The organism is Pedobacter ginsengiterrae, assembly GCF_039537385.1.
Taxonomy (GTDB): domain Bacteria; phylum Bacteroidota; class Bacteroidia; order Sphingobacteriales; family Sphingobacteriaceae; genus Pedobacter; species Pedobacter ginsengiterrae.
In genome coordinates, this window is the sequence record NZ_BAABAK010000011.1 from 25494 (window position 1) to 41845 (window position 16352).

15 protein-coding genes and 2 pseudogenes are annotated in these 16352 nt (G+C 35.9%); 3 read left to right on the forward strand and 14 right to left on the reverse strand.

The genetic code is table 11. The annotated features are described in order from the left end of the window. Positions 1-209 precede the first annotated feature (209 nt). Both ABD692_RS11515 and ABD692_RS11520 read left to right on the forward strand, forming a co-directional pair. On the forward strand, positions 210-683 hold the full coding sequence (locus ABD692_RS11515; protein ID WP_316764930.1) for a ribonuclease H-like YkuK family protein: 474 nt from the start codon (positions 210-212) through the stop codon (positions 681-683). A gap of 122 nt (positions 684-805) precedes the next feature. After that, complete coding sequence (locus ABD692_RS11520) at positions 806-1273, forward strand: SRPBCC family protein (RefSeq protein ID WP_344767124.1); 468 nt, start codon at positions 806-808, stop codon at positions 1271-1273. A gap of 7 nt (positions 1274-1280) precedes the next feature. On the opposite strand, the gene ABD692_RS11525 is transcribed toward ABD692_RS11520, so the two are convergent. From ABD692_RS11525 to ABD692_RS11585, 14 genes and pseudogenes are all read right to left on the reverse strand, one after another. Then, on the reverse strand, positions 1281-1856 hold the full coding sequence (locus tag ABD692_RS11525; protein ID WP_316764926.1) for a DUF4468 domain-containing protein: 576 nt from the start codon (positions 1854-1856) through the stop codon (positions 1281-1283). 86 nt (positions 1857-1942) lie between these two features. Further along, complete coding sequence (locus ABD692_RS11530) at positions 1943-2959, reverse strand: porin (protein WP_316764924.1); 1017 nt, start codon at positions 2957-2959, stop codon at positions 1943-1945. A 42-nt stretch (positions 2960-3001) separates the two neighbouring features. Further along, positions 3002-4405 carry an ammonium transporter gene (locus ABD692_RS11535; RefSeq protein ID WP_344767127.1) on the reverse strand — a complete coding sequence of 468 codons (1404 nt, stop codon included), beginning with the start codon at positions 4403-4405 and terminating at the stop codon, positions 3002-3004. 345 nt (positions 4406-4750) lie between these two features. Further along, positions 4751-5698 carry a tRNA modification radical SAM protein MnmL/YtqA gene (gene mnmL, locus ABD692_RS11540; protein WP_316764920.1) on the reverse strand — a complete coding sequence of 316 codons (948 nt, stop codon included), beginning with the start codon at positions 5696-5698 and terminating at the stop codon, positions 4751-4753. A gap of 274 nt (positions 5699-5972) precedes the next feature. Continuing rightward, the gene (locus ABD692_RS11545; RefSeq protein ID WP_344767130.1) at positions 5973-6506 is read right to left on the reverse strand and encodes a dihydrofolate reductase family protein; all 534 of its coding nucleotides are present in this window, start codon (positions 6504-6506) and stop codon (positions 5973-5975) included. A 72-nt stretch (positions 6507-6578) separates the two neighbouring features. After that, entirely contained in the window at positions 6579-7313 is a 735-nt protein-coding gene (locus tag ABD692_RS11550; RefSeq protein ID WP_344767132.1) for a DUF6597 domain-containing transcriptional factor, read from the reverse strand. 151 nt (positions 7314-7464) lie between these two features. After that, positions 7465-7698, reverse strand: a complete 234-nt coding sequence (locus ABD692_RS11555; protein ID WP_344767134.1) for a hypothetical protein — start codon at positions 7696-7698, stop codon at positions 7465-7467. 162 nt (positions 7699-7860) lie between these two features. Continuing rightward, a complete protein-coding gene (locus ABD692_RS11560; protein WP_344767136.1) occupies positions 7861-8520 on the reverse strand; it encodes a hypothetical protein in 660 nt (219 codons plus the stop codon). A 165-nt stretch (positions 8521-8685) separates the two neighbouring features. After that, positions 8686-8796 (reverse strand): annotated as a pseudogene (locus tag ABD692_RS20970) (DUF3885 domain-containing protein); the annotation flags it as partial. Between the two features lie 57 nt (positions 8797-8853). After that, positions 8854-9927: pseudogene (locus ABD692_RS11565) on the reverse strand (IS3 family transposase). Between the two features lie 217 nt (positions 9928-10144). Beyond that, positions 10145-10711, reverse strand: coding sequence for an acyl carrier protein (locus ABD692_RS11570; RefSeq protein ID WP_344767138.1), 567 nt, complete (start codon positions 10709-10711; stop codon positions 10145-10147). Positions 10712-10876: 165 nt separating this feature from the next. Further along, a complete protein-coding gene (locus tag ABD692_RS11575; RefSeq protein ID WP_344767140.1) occupies positions 10877-11497 on the reverse strand; it encodes a DKNYY domain-containing protein in 621 nt (206 codons plus the stop codon). Between the two features lie 164 nt (positions 11498-11661). After that, entirely contained in the window at positions 11662-12267 is a 606-nt protein-coding gene (locus ABD692_RS11580) for a hypothetical protein (protein WP_344767142.1), read from the reverse strand. Between the two features lie 90 nt (positions 12268-12357). Next, positions 12358-13794 (reverse strand): APC family permease, encoded by a 1437-nt coding sequence (locus ABD692_RS11585; protein WP_344767144.1) that lies wholly within the window; start codon positions 13792-13794, stop codon positions 12358-12360. Positions 13795-14079: 285 nt separating this feature from the next. Between ABD692_RS11585 and ABD692_RS11590 the strand changes: the two genes are divergently transcribed. Beyond that, a complete protein-coding gene (locus tag ABD692_RS11590; RefSeq protein ID WP_316764904.1) occupies positions 14080-16338 on the forward strand; it encodes a sodium-translocating pyrophosphatase in 2259 nt (752 codons plus the stop codon). The last annotated feature ends 14 nt before the right edge of the window (positions 16339-16352 follow it).

Below are 16352 nucleotides of genomic sequence, written 5' to 3' on the forward strand. Positions count from 1 at the left end.
CGATTTGGTTAACTAATAGTAAATGTAACGTTTAGTAAACTGAAATTGTTGTAAAAAACACCAAAATAACCAACAAATTACATTTAACCTGTTGATAACTAAGTTTTTGTTAGCAAATAAACAATATCGACTTAACAAGGATTTAATTTTTAGCACTTATTTTTATAAAAACCTGATTACCATTTGTTAACCTCAAAAAAAAACAATGTATGACATGGAAAAAATTTAGTGGCGAAGTAATCCAATCTTCTATCCTGGAAGAAATTGAACAAGCAATTATCAGAGAAACAGAAAATGGTTACAAACTTAAAGTCTGTATCGGAACCGATTCGCAGGTTAAGGGTTTAATAACCGATTTTGCGACTGTAATCGTATTACTAAGAGAACATCATGGTGGTTTTATGTACATCCACCAGGAAAAGTCAAATCAACAGGTAAGTATTAAGGAAAGAATGTTAATGGAGGTGCAAAAGTCTATTGAAACAGCCTATTCCATTTGCGACTTGCTCGATATCTATGATGTAGCCCTCGAAGTACATGCAGACATCAACACCAATCCATCGTTTAAATCGAATAAAGCTTTGAACGATGCAATGGGCTATATCTTAAGCATGGGCTTTATTTTCAAAGCCAAACCCGAAGCTTTTGCAAGCTCCACCTGCGCCGATAAAATGGTGCATTAACTATTTAAACATATTATGGAGTATCTTTAAACCTTAACTTATAATGGAAGAGATACTCCTTTTTCATTTTAAAATAAAAACAACAAAATAGCTTTTCGGCTGTTGTGTTTTAAATTTATAATTTGAAAACTTATCGTTTAGAATTCTCGCAAAAAATACCAGTTGATTTAGATACAGCCTGGAACTTCTTTTCATCACCACTTAACTTATCTGAAATTACACCAGATGATATGACTTTTGATGTGACTTCACCGATTTCAAAAGATGCAAAAATGTACCCTGGTATGATTATTACCTATAAGGTTGCACCTTTATTGGGGATCAAATTAAACTGGATGACAGAAATTACCCATGTAAAGGATAAAGAATATTTTATTGATGAGCAGCGATTTGGTCCATTTGCTTTTTGGCACCACAATCATCATTTCGAAGCCATTGATGGTGGTGTTTTGATGCACGATATTTTACACTATGCCATTGGTTGGGGTCCAATTGGATCTATTGCCAATAGTATTATTGTAAACAATAAAATAAATGGAATATTTAATTTCAGATATAAAAAAGTAGAAGCCTTATTGGGCAGGCTCTAAATCCTGGCTACCATTTTTTAGTCGATATTGTTTCCGCCTTTTTTTTCGGTTTCTCCGTAAGGTTAGTCGCAAGTGCTTTCTTAAAATTTTCAGCAAGCTTAGCTGCCTTTGCATAAGTAGCCTCAACAATATCCTTCCATTCGCCAGCATTTAGTTTGCCTGGCGTTTTTTCTAAGGGGGTTGCAATTTTGGTAGTTGCAACGTAATTACCATATCGGTCACGTCCGTATGGAATGTACTCAAATTCGCTTAACCAGAACCTATATTTTTTATCCCTTGCTTCGAAGCTGAACTTGTAATTCACCTCTCCGCTTGGGTGTCCTGCCACTAAGATTGTTTTATCTATTATCATTTTACCCCTAGCAAGCATTGAGGTATCGGTTGTGCTTTCTGTGTTGATCGATTTTTTATAAAGATTAAAAAAAGAGGCAGCTCTTAACATCAAGCTATCTTTATTGGTTGTTTTCGTATCCACAACCTCATAGTAAATATATTTACCATTATCATCTAATGGAAATTGCTTTTGCTGGGCAACAACATTTAATGAAGCAATCGTTAATAATAAAATCAAACTGTATTTCATATTGGCAAATATTTACTAAAAAAATAAAGGTAATAAAAAGCCTCTGGCTTAAAAGCCAGAGGCTAGTTTTCGAAATTAATTATTTCTTAAAAAGCGTAAACAGCTGCTAAAGAGAACTGACCTGCATTAGGCGCAGCACCTCCTGTTTTATTAAAGAATGGTTTATCACCATTGTGATCTAATCTCACCTCAGGAATAAAAGTTAAACCGCCTGATTTAATATTAGCTGTAAGCGTTAAGCCCGTGTAAGATGTGCCTTGCACTGCACCAACATCTTTTGTTTTGAAATACTCCCCTCTTAAACCTAAAGTTACTGCTTCGGCAACAGCAATTTGAGGATACAAAGCAACGCCTGCGTAACCGCCTGCATCATCAGCCATATCGTAATTAGCTGCATTTAAACCCAATTTAAAAGATTTCGTAATTTGATATGAAGTTGTTAAATCTTCGATTGTACCGTAACCATAAGGATCTGCTCCAGATAATACATTTAAGTATGCCGTCCAACCTTCAACAGGCGAAATCATTAACTGACCGCCAATGCTCGAAACACCTCGGGTTGCACTGTAAACATTCCAATCGTTAAATAAACCAGCCATTAAACTCACTTTATCAGAGAATTTATAGGTTGCTTTAATACCTGCATTCTGGAACGGACCATTTGTAAACAAGTATGAAGTTGAATAGTTAAAGTTTCCAACTGGCGAGATCACCTCATAGCCAATAAATGTTCCCATGTAACCTGCAGTCATTGAAAACTTATCCGAAAAATCATAATTCACATATAAATTCTGAATGTGGAATGATGAACCTCCAGCAGCAGCATCTGGAAGAGATTGTGTTTGACCACGGGGACCGAATGAAATTTCACCAACAAACGATGCTTTTCCAGTTTTTTTCTTTAAAACCAAATCGATCATCCCTAGAGAAACTGAATTATGGTCAGAAACGAATGATGTCGGAATATTAGATCTTTTAGCAAAATCATATTTATAATAGGTATCTACAGAACCTGAAAATTCAAGTGGAGACGTTGGCGCCTCTTGCGCCAGGGCACACGTAGTGCTTGCTATACTAAATATAGCGGTTAAAAATTTCTTCATGTTTGAGCTTATGAAATGGGTTTAGATATAAATTACTTGTTCTTAAAGGGCTTCCTGAACAGGACTATTAGATGCAACATAAGCTGCTCTTTCATCCACTAACAAGGTACCTTGAGAATATTTTTCATCATGTTGAGATGCATCAAGACCAATTTCTTCTTCCTCATCAGATACTCTGATTGGGTTGATTAAGTTGACTAGTTTGAAAATTACGAATGATACAACAAAACTAAAGATGATTACAATTACAGCACCTTTTAACTGTGTTACAAAGAATGCAGGGTTACCGTAAAACAAACCATCGGCACCAGCAGCATTTACCGTTTTGGTAGCAAAAACACCAGTTAACAACATACCAACAATACCACCTACACCATGACAAGGAAATACATCTAAAGTATCATCTAAGCTTGTTTTTTGTTTCCATGAAACAACAAGATTTGAAACTACTGCCGCAATAGCACCAATAAATATACTAGAAGGAATACTTACAAAACCTGCACCAGGCGTAATGGCAACAAGACCAACAACGGCACCGATACAAAAACCAAGAACCGAAGGTTTTTTACCTCTTGCGACATCAAAAAACATCCAAGATAAACCTGCCGCACCTGCAGCCGTATTAGTAGTTAAGAAAGCAGAAACAGCTAAACTATTTGCACCCAATGCAGAACCCGCATTAAAACCGAACCAGCCAAACCATAATAAACCTGTACCAATTAATACGTAAGGAATATTAGCAGGTGGAACTTCTTTATGCTCCAGGTGAGATTTTCTACGTTTTAACACTAGCGCACCAGCTAAAGCCGCCATACCAGCAGAAATGTGAACTACTGTACCGCCTGCAAAATCTAAAACACCCATTTTAAACAAGAAACCTTGTGGATGCCAGGTCCAGTGTGCCAATGGTGAGTAAACGAATATGGCGAATAAAACAATAAATAAAATGTAAGAGGTAAAACGGATACGCTCTGCTACTGCACCTACTACTAAACCAGGTGTAATAATTGCAAACATTAATTGAAACACAGCAAACAAAGAAAGCGGAATAGTTAAGTCCGATCCTCCTTGAAGGTGTGGTGCGCCTGAATTTACACCTTTAAAAAATAAGAATGTCGAAGGATTTCCAATAAAACCACCTATAGTATCGCCAAAAGCTAAACTGAAGCCTACAACAGTCCATAGAACCGTAATTACGCCCGCAGCTACTACACTTTTAATCATAGTAGAAAGAACATTTTTACGATGAACCATACCACCATAGAAAAATGCAAGTCCTGGTGTCATTAAAAATACAAGTGCCGCAGCAATTAAGATAAATGCCATGTCTGGCCCACTGTACTTTCCTTCATCAAAATTTGGAAGTAATGGAACAAATAGTGCCAAAATTGCGAAAATTATCAAGATCACAAATGGAGCATACTGTTTAACTAAAATTTTACCCATAGTTTTAAGTTTTATTTTGTTTGGTTGATTAAATAATAGAAATAACTAAAATTATTTCAATAAAAGTACAACATATTGTACTTTTTACACCACCAACATTAAATATTTTAACAAAAACAGAGAATTTTTATAAAACAGAACAAAAAATACATCAATAATTGAAATTAATTAAAAAAAGCAGAGTTATGAACAACTGTTTTTACCAAAAACAAAATAACAAAATACGATACAATTGTATTATTTTACCTATATTTTATGAGAAATTAGCATTCAAAACTTCATAAAAACAAAAAATCTCATGAAATTTCATTAGATTCTATCAAAATTATATAAAATTTTATTTTTTTAGCTAAAATATGCTGAACCTTGAACAACGCCTCTTTTTTCAATTTCTTTATCAATATAGGTTTGAATTGACGATTTATTAAGCCCCCAGTTTGGCGCAATTAATAAATCCCAGTCAGAAATACCAAAAAGTCTTTGTATCACAATATCTGGGCGCAATAATGGAATTAACTCACAAAGCAGATCAGTATATTCCTCTAAAGTAAAAAGCTTAAACGGTTCTTTTTTGTATTTAACACCCATAATCGAGCCTTCTACAATATGTAAATGATGAAACTTTACAAATTTGATTTGAGGAAAGCGGTTAATTTCGTGAATGTAACCCAACATCATTTCTTTTGTTTCCCAAGGGAAACCGAAAATTGTATGCACACATAAGTCAAGCTTGCTATTTTCTAAAAGCTTTACAGCCTCAACAAACTCACCATGACTGCAGCCTCTGTTAATTTGATTAAGGGTTTCATCGTAAATCGACTCCATTCCCATTTCCAAATCAACATCATACCGATCGGTGTAACTTTCTAACAAAGCAACTTTTTCTGCATCGATACAATCTGGTCGGGTACCTACTGAAAAACCAACTACATCTTCTGGATTAACAGAAAGTGCCTCATCATACATCATCTTTAAATAATGTACAGGTGCATAGGTATTGGTATTGGGCTGAAAATAAACTATAAACTTATCTGCCTTATAAAAATTCTTTCCACGCTCCATACCTTTTTCAAGCTGTTCGCGGATTGTAGGCATTTTTCGAGAAATTTCTGGCGTAAAAGAATCTACATTACAATAAGTACATCCGCCATAACCTTTACTCCCATCACGATTCGGACATGTAAATCCGCCATCAACAATAGTTTTAAAAACCCTTTGCCCATTATACTTTTCACGCAAATGCGTGCCGTAATTTTTATATCCTTTTATTCCTAAATCAACCTGTGTTCCCATTGGCTGCAAAAATACACAATAACTATCGAGATTTGAGTATCAAGCAAAAAGACTTATATCAAGATTACAAATGCCTTATCAATTTTAGTTCGATGTTCACTTATCAAGAACTAAGTTTACTTACTTATTAACCTATAATTTCGTCTATTGAATTTATTGGCGTTGTGCGATGTTTGGGTAATCGAGGAACTGCTGTTGAATTTTGCAATTTCACCTCACCACTGCAAACGGCGAAGCCCTCATTGAGGATAAACCCTCGCTGGCGCTTTTCTGTTTATTTTTTACGCCTGTAATAAAGTTGCGTTAAGCCTGTTTCAAATGCTTTGACTTCGATGAATTCAAGTATTTGCTCAGGTCTTCCATCTTTAAAAAGTCTTGTTCCGTTGCCTAATAAAACTGGTATAACCGAAATTATTAGCTCGTCTATTAAATCGTGTTTCAATAGTTCATTTATTACTTCTGCCCCACCGTCGCAGTAAATATTTTTTCCTTCTTCTGCCTTTAATTGTTTAACCAATTCAGTTATGTTTCCGGTATAAAAAATTGTTCTGCCTATCTGCGGCCTTTCAGTCCTTGTAATCACATAAACATCTCGTTTTCCATTGTCGTAGTGAGATGAGCCAATTTCTTTAAGCACATAATCATAGGTTTTTCTACCAATAATAAATGTATCAATCGTGTCCGTAAATTCTGCATAGCCATAGTCTTCGCCTTCCTTTTCAACAAGTTTCAAGAAACTAAGGTCGTTGTTTGGTTTTGCAATGTAGCCGTCTAAACTTGTTGCAATAAAAAGTGATATTTTTCGCATCTGTTTTAAATTTTAATGGTTACGCAAAAATACTTTTTAACAACAAGTTGCACTTTGTAAAAATGCGACAAATTAAAGTAATGATGGTGGGAGACCAGTATTTCGCTTGATTTCATTGCTAAGATGCGAATGGTCGTAATAGCCACATTCAAATGCAATATCTAATAAGCTACCATTTTGACTTGATTTTTTGATTAAACTTAAAGCATTCTGAAAACGAATAATGTTTGAATATTCTTTTGGCGAAAGTCCGATGAGCTTTTTAAAATTTCGCTCTAATTGTCTTACTGTAGTGAAATGTTTTTTTGATAGCTCGTAAATACCAGTTTGTCCACCTGTTGAATGAATATCATTAATAACGGATTGTAATTGCTTGGTTTTTGTTTTTATTCTTTCAGAATAAAAATGGTCGAAATAACTGAATGGATTTTCTAATGTTTTATCAACATTAAATGAATTAGATTTTTCAAATTCAACGGTGTCATTGGTCAGCTCATTTTGTGAAGTATAGTTATAAAAATTTGCAAAGGTCGCAGGTTTTAGACACACACCTGTTAAATGCGTTTCGTTATCAATAAAGCTGTCTTTAAATGAAGTCATTGCTCCAACTACATAAGTTTTCCCAAACTCCATTATAGTTGATCCGTTGTCAGTCAAACAAGCATCTCCCAAATTCATTACAATGCCCGCACAACCATCTGGAAAAACCCGTTCCCATTGTCTTTCAACTTCGTTTCCTTTCAGTTCCCAATAGAAATGAATATAGGGCTCTAATTCTTCGCAAGGTTTTATTTTTTTGTACTTCATTGGTTTCTGAGGCGTTGTTGGTTACGATAGCCTTTTTTGGCTTTCCGAGTGTGGGCAACCGAAGCACAAATCTTCAATTTTGTACAAAAGTTGAACCGAAGAACTGCCGTTGAACTTTGCAGTTTCGCTATTATTGCAAACGGCGAAGCCCTCACCTAAGGTAAACCCTTATTGTGCGTTCGTTATTTTTTAGCTTTATGTTTTTCCAAATTTCTTTTGCCCAATCAAAATCATTCTTTTCGTCAAAATAAATGGCAATTTGTAAAACTTGTTTGTCAATTATTGAAAACCCATAAAACCCTTCTTGTCCTGCGCTAGGCATTTCGCAACCTAATAGAAAAAAAGAGAAACATGCAATAATAATGAAGTATTTTAATTTATGCATTGAGTCGTTATTTAATTACAGCCAACGTTTTGCACGTTTAAGTTGAGCCTAAAATTACTTGCACCAAATGCCCAAAGCACTAATCTAAATAAATGGCATGAAATTTTCGTGTTCTTACTTCGCCCGAGGCTTAACTTAAACCTGTTGTTAGGTGTAGTACTTTTAATCGGGTATTTTGATAAAGGCTTGTTGTTTGATAAAGTCATTTTCGTCAAAATCACCAGTTACATTATAAGAAGTAATTGATAATCCATATTTCGAATTAAAATAGTCGATTTTAAAATGTTTTAAATTAATACTAGTGGCATCCATAGAAATCTGGACGTCATCCATTTTAAATTTTAATAGTTCTTTGTTTGTTTTCAGAGCTATTACATTTCCATCTACTGAATATTTAGTACAATTGTATTCGCCACCTAAACCAGAAGAAAACATGGAAAAATATTCTATTTCAATAGTCCAATCTTTCCACTGTCTTACTTCTTGCTTAAAGGGTTGAGTTTTCTGAAGTCCTGCGCCTTGAACCAGACATCTAACCGAAATTGTGTTTCTATCTTTCCATTTTATCCAAAACGGATAGTTATTTCCGAACCTTAAGAAATCTCGGGAGGAATAGTTGCAGTTTTTATTAAACGGAATAATTTGAATAGCTGTAAATCCCGAACCAAAAGCCATTGAGCTTTCTATGAAATATCGATATAAAGTAAATTCATTATTTGGCGAATTTAGCTTTTCTCTGCTCTTAATTAATGAACTGTCAATGCTGTTGTCACAACCGAGCGTTAATATAATCAACAGAATTGGTAGAAGGTTTTTAATCATATGGTTTGTATTCGGTTGTATTACACCTAACGTTTCGGGGCTTTGCGATGGTGGGGCAATCGAAGCAAAAATCTTCAATTTTGCACAAAAGTTCAATCGAAAAAATACCGTTGATTTTGGCACTTCAGCCCGCCTGAAGAAAAGCCCTTGTTATAGCGCGTTTTTCTATTCAAACTGTTTGTCAATTTGTTCTCTGTCATAGTCAAGTATCCAGTCATTATGTTTCTTGTAAATTGGTCCTAAGGCTTCTCTGTCAGCCGAAACAATGTCAAGTCCCCTGTCGTCATGTAAGCTCCCCTGTTTTTCAGACCATTCAAAAGTATAATTTTGTCCTCAAATTTCCTGCAATAGATCTATAGGAGATTTGAAGTTCAATGCCTGGTGTGGTCGATGGTAATTGTAATCCACCATCCATTCCTCTACTTTCTCCCTTACATCATCCAGGGAGTGAAATATGTAGGCATTTAACAATTCTCTTCTGATGCTTCCATTCAATCTTTCAATATATGCGTTCTGCGTTGGCTCTCCTGGCTGGATAAAGACTAGTTCAACATTGTTTTCCTTTGCCCATTCATCCAACTTATGTGAGATGAACTCTGGCCCGTTATCCATTCTTATTTTTTTTGGGAGCTCCCTATATTGTTTTAGTTCATCCAAGGCTCTTATAACTCGCAATGCCGGAAGTGAGTAATCTATCTCCATATTAAGCATCTCTCTGTTGTAATCATCAGCGATGTTTAACAGCCTAAATTTCCGTCCATTCCAAAGTGCATCACTCATAAAATCCATAGACCATACCTCATTTACCGTTTCTGGCACGAATAAGGGTTTTTTGACTCTTTGTGGCAGCCTTTTTTTTGCCCCTGCGGCGGATATTAAGCCTCATTGAAGTATAAATCCTATAAATCTTTTTATGGTTCCATTGAAGCCCTTTTCGACGCAATCGGTAGTAGCACTGCCAGAAGCCTATGGAAACGTGCTTTTCAACAAGAAGTGAAAGCGCATCAACTACTTCACTGTCATCGCGTCGTTTATGTTGATAATAATGTTTACTTCGGTTCAATCCAACGCATTTACAGGCCTGACGATGGCTAATCCTTTTTACCATTTCATCCACTAAATCCTTCTTTTCGTCAGGCGTTAAAGCTTTTTTTCTACAGCCTCCTTGAACACTTCATGCACCAGGCTAAGATTCGCATACATTTTCTTTAAACGTGCATTTTCTTCTTCCAGCGCCTTTAATTTCGATAGTTCTTTGACTTCCATTCCGCCATACCTTTGGCGCCATTTGTAAAAGGCTGCAGTGCTAATTCCTAATTCTCTGCAGAGATCATGCACGTTTTTGCCGCTCTCATGTTCCTTGATTGCTTTTACAATCTGGGATTCCGTAAACTTGATTCTTTTCATATTACCAATTAAAATTAATAGTTTTTCTAATAGCCTCGCTGCGATCGGTCTAGAATTCTACTTTTAAATGGTCTGAATTTTGGGAAGTGCTCAACGCATAACGTTCGGCGGCTTGGCGAAGGTGGCGGATTAGATAAATTTACTAAAAGATTGGAAAGGTTGAAGAAGAATTCTCCGCCACTTTTGCCAAACCGCTGTTATGTGTAGGCCATGCATGTTAGTCAATTCCAAGGTCTTTGGTAAATGAACTGTCCAGAAAAACTTCAAAAGGACTTACTCCAATTTTCTGAATTGTAATTCCCATAACAGCAATCATAACTTCATATTTGTCTTGAATGTGATTTCTGTCAATAATTTTTTCGTAGTTTACAGCAGCTAGAAGATCAATAAACCTGTCTAAGGTTGTAAGTTCAAGATTGTCTTTTTGCGGAAGTATTCGGTCAATAAATTCCCCCAATGCCCCGGCTGCTAATGGTTCTGGCATTTCCAACTTTGTTTCCAAAGAAATCCTTTTCCAAGTGTCATGGTCCTTTACTGGTATTTGCTGAAATATGTTGTCATGTAAGGTCATGGAAAAGTTAATGCCCAGTTCAACAATGGAATTTCTAAATTCACTTAAAAGCTTTTCTTTTGTGTCAATTTGCTGGTGCGAATATTCTACTTGGGTTGAAATATATTCTATAGCGTCCTGTACAGTTGACATTTTAACAGCTTCTTTATCGGGGATTTCAGTATTGAAATACTTTTCCCATTCCATAACTAGTTCTATGCTGTCAAGTCCCATATTGTCTATGAATTTTGTATTTAAATGTTGGTTTTGCTGTTGGTATGGGCTTACATATAACGCCCCGGGGCTTTACGAAGTTGGCGGTTAAGTTAAATTTCTATGCAATCTAACAGGTTGAAGATGAATTCCCGCCAATTTTGTAAAACCCTTGTTATATGCAGCTTACCTCTTTACCTTGCCGAATTCGTAGAAATGATTTTTATCTTTTCCTGAATAACTGTTGATGACTTTAAAAGTTTCTGGGTCAGCGTTGACCAAAATTTTATTCTTATTGATAACATATCTTTTTGTTTTACCCCAGTCTTTATCAATGGGTACAAAATGTTCGATGTCCTCAAGTTTTAAAGTGTCATAGCCATGCACCAAAATATTGTCAGCTTTCGACCATGGAAAAGTAAGTAACTTTAGCTTGCTGTAATTGATGCCTTTTATTGCACAATTATTAATGTCATTATAGAAACCAAAAAAATAGACGGAGTCTTTGTCTTTGAAAATATAGTTTCCTGCAAATTTAAATGTATTGGGATCAATATCTCTTATAGGCTTACCGTCTATGTAAAGCTTGTTTTTATCTCCACCAAATTCAAAGTCGCAGTCACAATCAAATTTTAATTCTTTAAAGGTTTTAGCATCTGCTCCTTCAATTAATTGTTTTCCTTGTCCAATTCCAATTCCCTCGTTCCAATATTCATAAAATACTTTTCCCTTCTCAACTTTATAGCCGTGTTTACAGCCAGTAAAGGTTATAAGGGCTATTAGAGAAATTATTGATATGTTCTTCATAATCCAAAAAAGTTAGTCAAATGGAACAGTTTGCTCTTGCTAGTTATGCACCCAGAGTTGCATACAACGTTTCGGGGCTTGGCGAAGCTTGGTGGCTCGAGTAAAGTTACTAGAAAACTGGAACGGTCAAAAAAGAACTTCCACCAAGTTTTGCTAAACCCTTGTTAGCAGAAGTTTAGCTTAAACTGTTGTATCTCATCATAATCTTCAATTCCTAATAAATCTATTCCTCTCAAAAAAGGAATTTTATTCAGCTTTATTGCTGAGATAATAAAAGTGCGAAGCTCCCTGTATTGACTTTTAACTGACTGTTTAAAGAATACTCTGTTGCTTGTGCCATCTTGATTGATATACTCTACATAGTTATTAATCCCTTGAGATAGGCCTGGACTAAAAGCTGATCCTCTAGACCTGGTTTGCATTCCATGATAATCTTGGATTTTGATATCTATTTTATTTATTTCATTCAGTTTAATTTGCTTGTCATTAATTTTGAAGTAATCTTCACCGAATTCTAATTCGCCATTATACTTTCCGTTTAAGGGCCTATATTTCCACAGACCAACTAAAGCCCAGTAGCCTGATAAGGCTACAATAGCAACTAAAATACTCAACCTGCCCCAATAGACTAAGTCATTGGATTGGGCATAATTATCTGTTAAAAAAAATATTACAATAGCTAAAAACCATAATGAGTATATTATGGTCTCATTAGAAACAAAATCTTTTTTTTTGCTTGGTTCAAATATCAAGAAGCTATGCTTTTCCATTTTGTTATTACTCCTGTAAGGTATGCACCCTGTATTTCTGCTAACACCTGGCTTTGCACAACTTAAACGTTTATTGTCGAATATAAACGTTTAAGCTTTCTTCTTATTTATAAAAGCATAAACAGGAACGCCCAACAAAACAATCACAAGTCCAGGCCAGGTATATTGTTGTTTATAAATTAAAAGCAAAATACAGAAGGCAGCACCAATTAATAAATATACGATTGGAGTAACAGGATATAACCATGTTTTGTAAGGTCTTTCCATATCAGGTTTTTTAAACCTTAAATAAATCACACCAAAAACTGTAATCATATAGAACAATACAATTACAAAAGAGATCATATCTAAAAGATTACCATACTGACCGCTTAAACACAAAACTGAAGCCCAGATTCCTTGCATCCAAAGTGATTTTTCTGGAACTCCGTTTTTATTATTTTCAATAGCTGCCTTAAAAAACATACCGTCTTTTGCCATGGTTTGAAACACCCTTGATCCAGCAAGTACAATCCCGTTTACACAGCCGAATGTGGAAATCATAACCAACACAGCCATTATAATTGTGCCTAATCCTCCTCCAAAAATCTGTTCAGAAACCACAACGGCAACTCGATCGTTAACAGCAAAAGCAATCCCATCTCTGTTTAAGCCATTTAAATAAACAAAATTGACTAACAAATAAAGGATCATTACTGCCGAAGTACCCAAAACCATCGAACGCACGACATTCTTTTTGGGATTTTCAATTTCTCCCGAAACAAAGGTTACGTTTTCCCAGGCTACACTAGAAAATACCGAACCAACCATTGCAGCTGCAATTCCACCCATTATCGTCATTCCAGAAATAGATTCCCATCCAGATTTGGTAAAGTTTCCGCTAAAATCTGTTTTTAGATTATTAAAAGCACTCCATCCAAAGCCCATATTTTCACTCCAGAAATTGTTTTTCACTAAAAGAAAACCTAAAATAATTAAGCCAATTAAAGCTATAATTTTTGATCCCGTAAAAACATTCTGCAACAATTTACCGCTCTCCACGCCTTTTGTATTAATATAGGTTAAAAGCAAAATAACCGCAATAGCCAGAATCTGGATCCAGGTAATTTTATAACTACCACTTTGAAAAATTGGAGCAGCATCGTTTAATGCTGGAATTAGATAGGCTGTAAATTTACCAAAGGCAACGGCAACAGCTGCAATAGTACCTGTTTGAATTACCGTAAACATACCCCAACCATATAGGAAGCCCATCATCTTACCGAAAATCTCCTTCAAATAAGTGTATTGCCCGCCTGCTTTAGGAAACATGGAAGAAAGTTCGCCGTAAGAAATCGCAGCAGCGACAGTCATTACGCCTGTTATGATCCACACGACAATTAGCCAGTAACCAGACCCTAAATTCCTCATAATATCAGAACTCACGATAAAAATACCGCTTCCGATCATCGAACCCATTACCAGCATTGTAGCATCAAAAAGACCTAATTTTCTTTTAGAAGGTTCTTTTTCCTGTAGTTTTTCCATTTTTTAGTTTTGTTTGGTTTGGTGTTTAGCTTTAGTTTGGGCTAATTTATTTAAAAAAAACAATTCAGCGCATCTTGCATTGTATCATTTTAATCGAATAAAAAATATTTTATTCATGTTATTAATTTTTCCCAGACGAGTAATCAGTAGTAATTTATTTATTATATTGCTAAACTAATAACCAAAACTAAACGATTCAGTATCCTCACATTAAGTACTAACCAAACTTAAAATGTTATGAGCTGTTGAGTACTGAATCAAGAACTCAAAAACCAAATATTAACTATGGATTTTTTACAAAACAATTTAATTTATGCAGTTCCGGCTTTAGGCCTTATCGGAATTATTGTAATGATGTTTAAAAGCGCCTGGGTAAGTAAGCAAGATGCTGGTGATGCGAATATGCAAGAACTCGCTGGTTACATTGCCGATGGGGCAATGGCCTTTTTAAAAGCAGAATGGAGAGTATTAAGCATTTTCGTAGTTTTTACTGCTGCACTTTTAGCATACTCTGGCACCATTACCGAAATTAATGGTGTACCCATGCATTCCAGCTGGATTATTTCCATATCCTTTATTATAGGCGCTGTATTTTCGGCTACAGCAGGATATATAGGAATGAAAGCCGCAACTAAGGCTAACGTAAGAACTACTCAGGCAGCCAGAACCAGTTTAAAACAAGCCTTAAAAGTTTCCTTTACTGGCGGAACGGTAATGGGTTTAGGTGTTGCAGGATTAGCCGTTTTGGGTTTAGGTGGATTATTCATTGTCTTTCTTTCTTATTTCAATGTGATCGGGACCGATGGTACCGTGAGCGTGTTAAATATGAAAACAGCTATCGAAGTTTTAACAGGCTTTTCTTTAGGAGCAGAATCAATTGCTTTATTTGCACGTGTTGGCGGTGGTATTTATACAAAAGCTGCCGATGTAGGTGCAGATTTAGTAGGTAAGGTTGAAGCAGGGATTCCTGAAGATGATGTACGTAACCCGGCAACAATTGCAGATAATGTGGGCGATAACGTAGGTGATGTTGCGGGTATGGGTGCCGATTTATTCGGTTCTTATGTGGCAACTATTTTAGCAACGATGGTTTTAGGCCAGGAAATTACGGTTACCGATAAATTTGGCGGCATGTCTCCTATCCTCTTGCCAATGGTAATCTGCGGATTAGGAATTTTATTCTCAATCATTGGAACCTGGTTTGTAACCATAAAAGATGAAAAATCGAATGTTCAAAATGCATTAAACCTTGGCAACTGGTCTTCGATCGTTATTACAGCAATTGCATCTTTCTTTATTGTGAAATGGATGTTACCTGAAACTTTAAGTTTACGTGGTTACGCATTTTCGAGCATTAATGTTTTTTATGCAATTATTGTGGGTTTAGTTGTTGGTACAATTATGAGTATTGTTACCGAGTATTTCACTGCAATGGGCAAAGGCCCTGTTAATTCAATTATACAACAATCTTCAACTGGCCATGCTACAAACATCATCGCAGGTTTATCGGTAGGTATGAAATCTACGGTTATTCCAATCTTAGTTTTAGCTGGTGGAATTATGGCCTCATATCATTTTGCAGGTTTATATGGAGTTGCTATTGCTGCCGCAGGTATGATGGCGACCACAGCTATGCAGCTAGCAATTGATGCTTTTGGTCCGATTGCAGATAATGCTGGTGGTATTGCGGAAATGAGTCAGTTGCCACCTGAGGTTCGCGAACGTACGGACAACTTAGATGCCGTTGGTAATACAACTGCTGCAACAGGTAAAGGTTTTGCTATTGCATCTGCTGCGCTCACTTCATTAGCACTATTTGCCGCTTTTGTTGGTATTGCAGGCATTACAGCTATCGATATTTACAAAGCGCCTGTTTTAGCAGGTTTATTTGTTGGTGGAATGATTCCTTTTATATTTTCAGCACTGTGTATTCAGGCTGTTGGAAAGGCCGCTATGGATATGGTACAGGAAGTTCGTCGCCAGTTCCGCGAAATCCCTGGAATTATGGAGTATAAAGCAAAACCAGAATATGAAAAATGTGTTGCCATTTCAACCAAAGCATCTATCCGGGAAATGATGATGCCAGGAGCAATCGCTTTAATTACACCAATTATTATTGGCTTTACTTTCGGACCAGAAGTTTTAGGAGGCTTACTTGCGGGCGTAACCGTTACTGGTGTGTTGATGGGGATTTTTCAAAGTAATGCTGGAGGAGCCTGGGATAATGCCAAAAAATCTTTTGAGCAAGGCGTAATGATTAATGGGGAAATGTTTTACAAAAAATCAGAGCCACACAAGGCTTCTGTAACAGGAGATACCGTTGGAGATCCCTTCAAAGACACTTCTGGACCTTCGATGAACATTTTAATTAAATTAATGTCTATCGTTTCATTGGTTATTGCGCCATATATAGCAGTTAAGGCGGTTACAAATGAACATAAGCAGGAAATTCGTAAGGAAATCAGAATTCAGCAAAAAACTGATGGATCAGGCAATACAATTATCGATACTTTAACAAATACAACCGACACTTTAACGCATTAGTTGTAAAAACATAG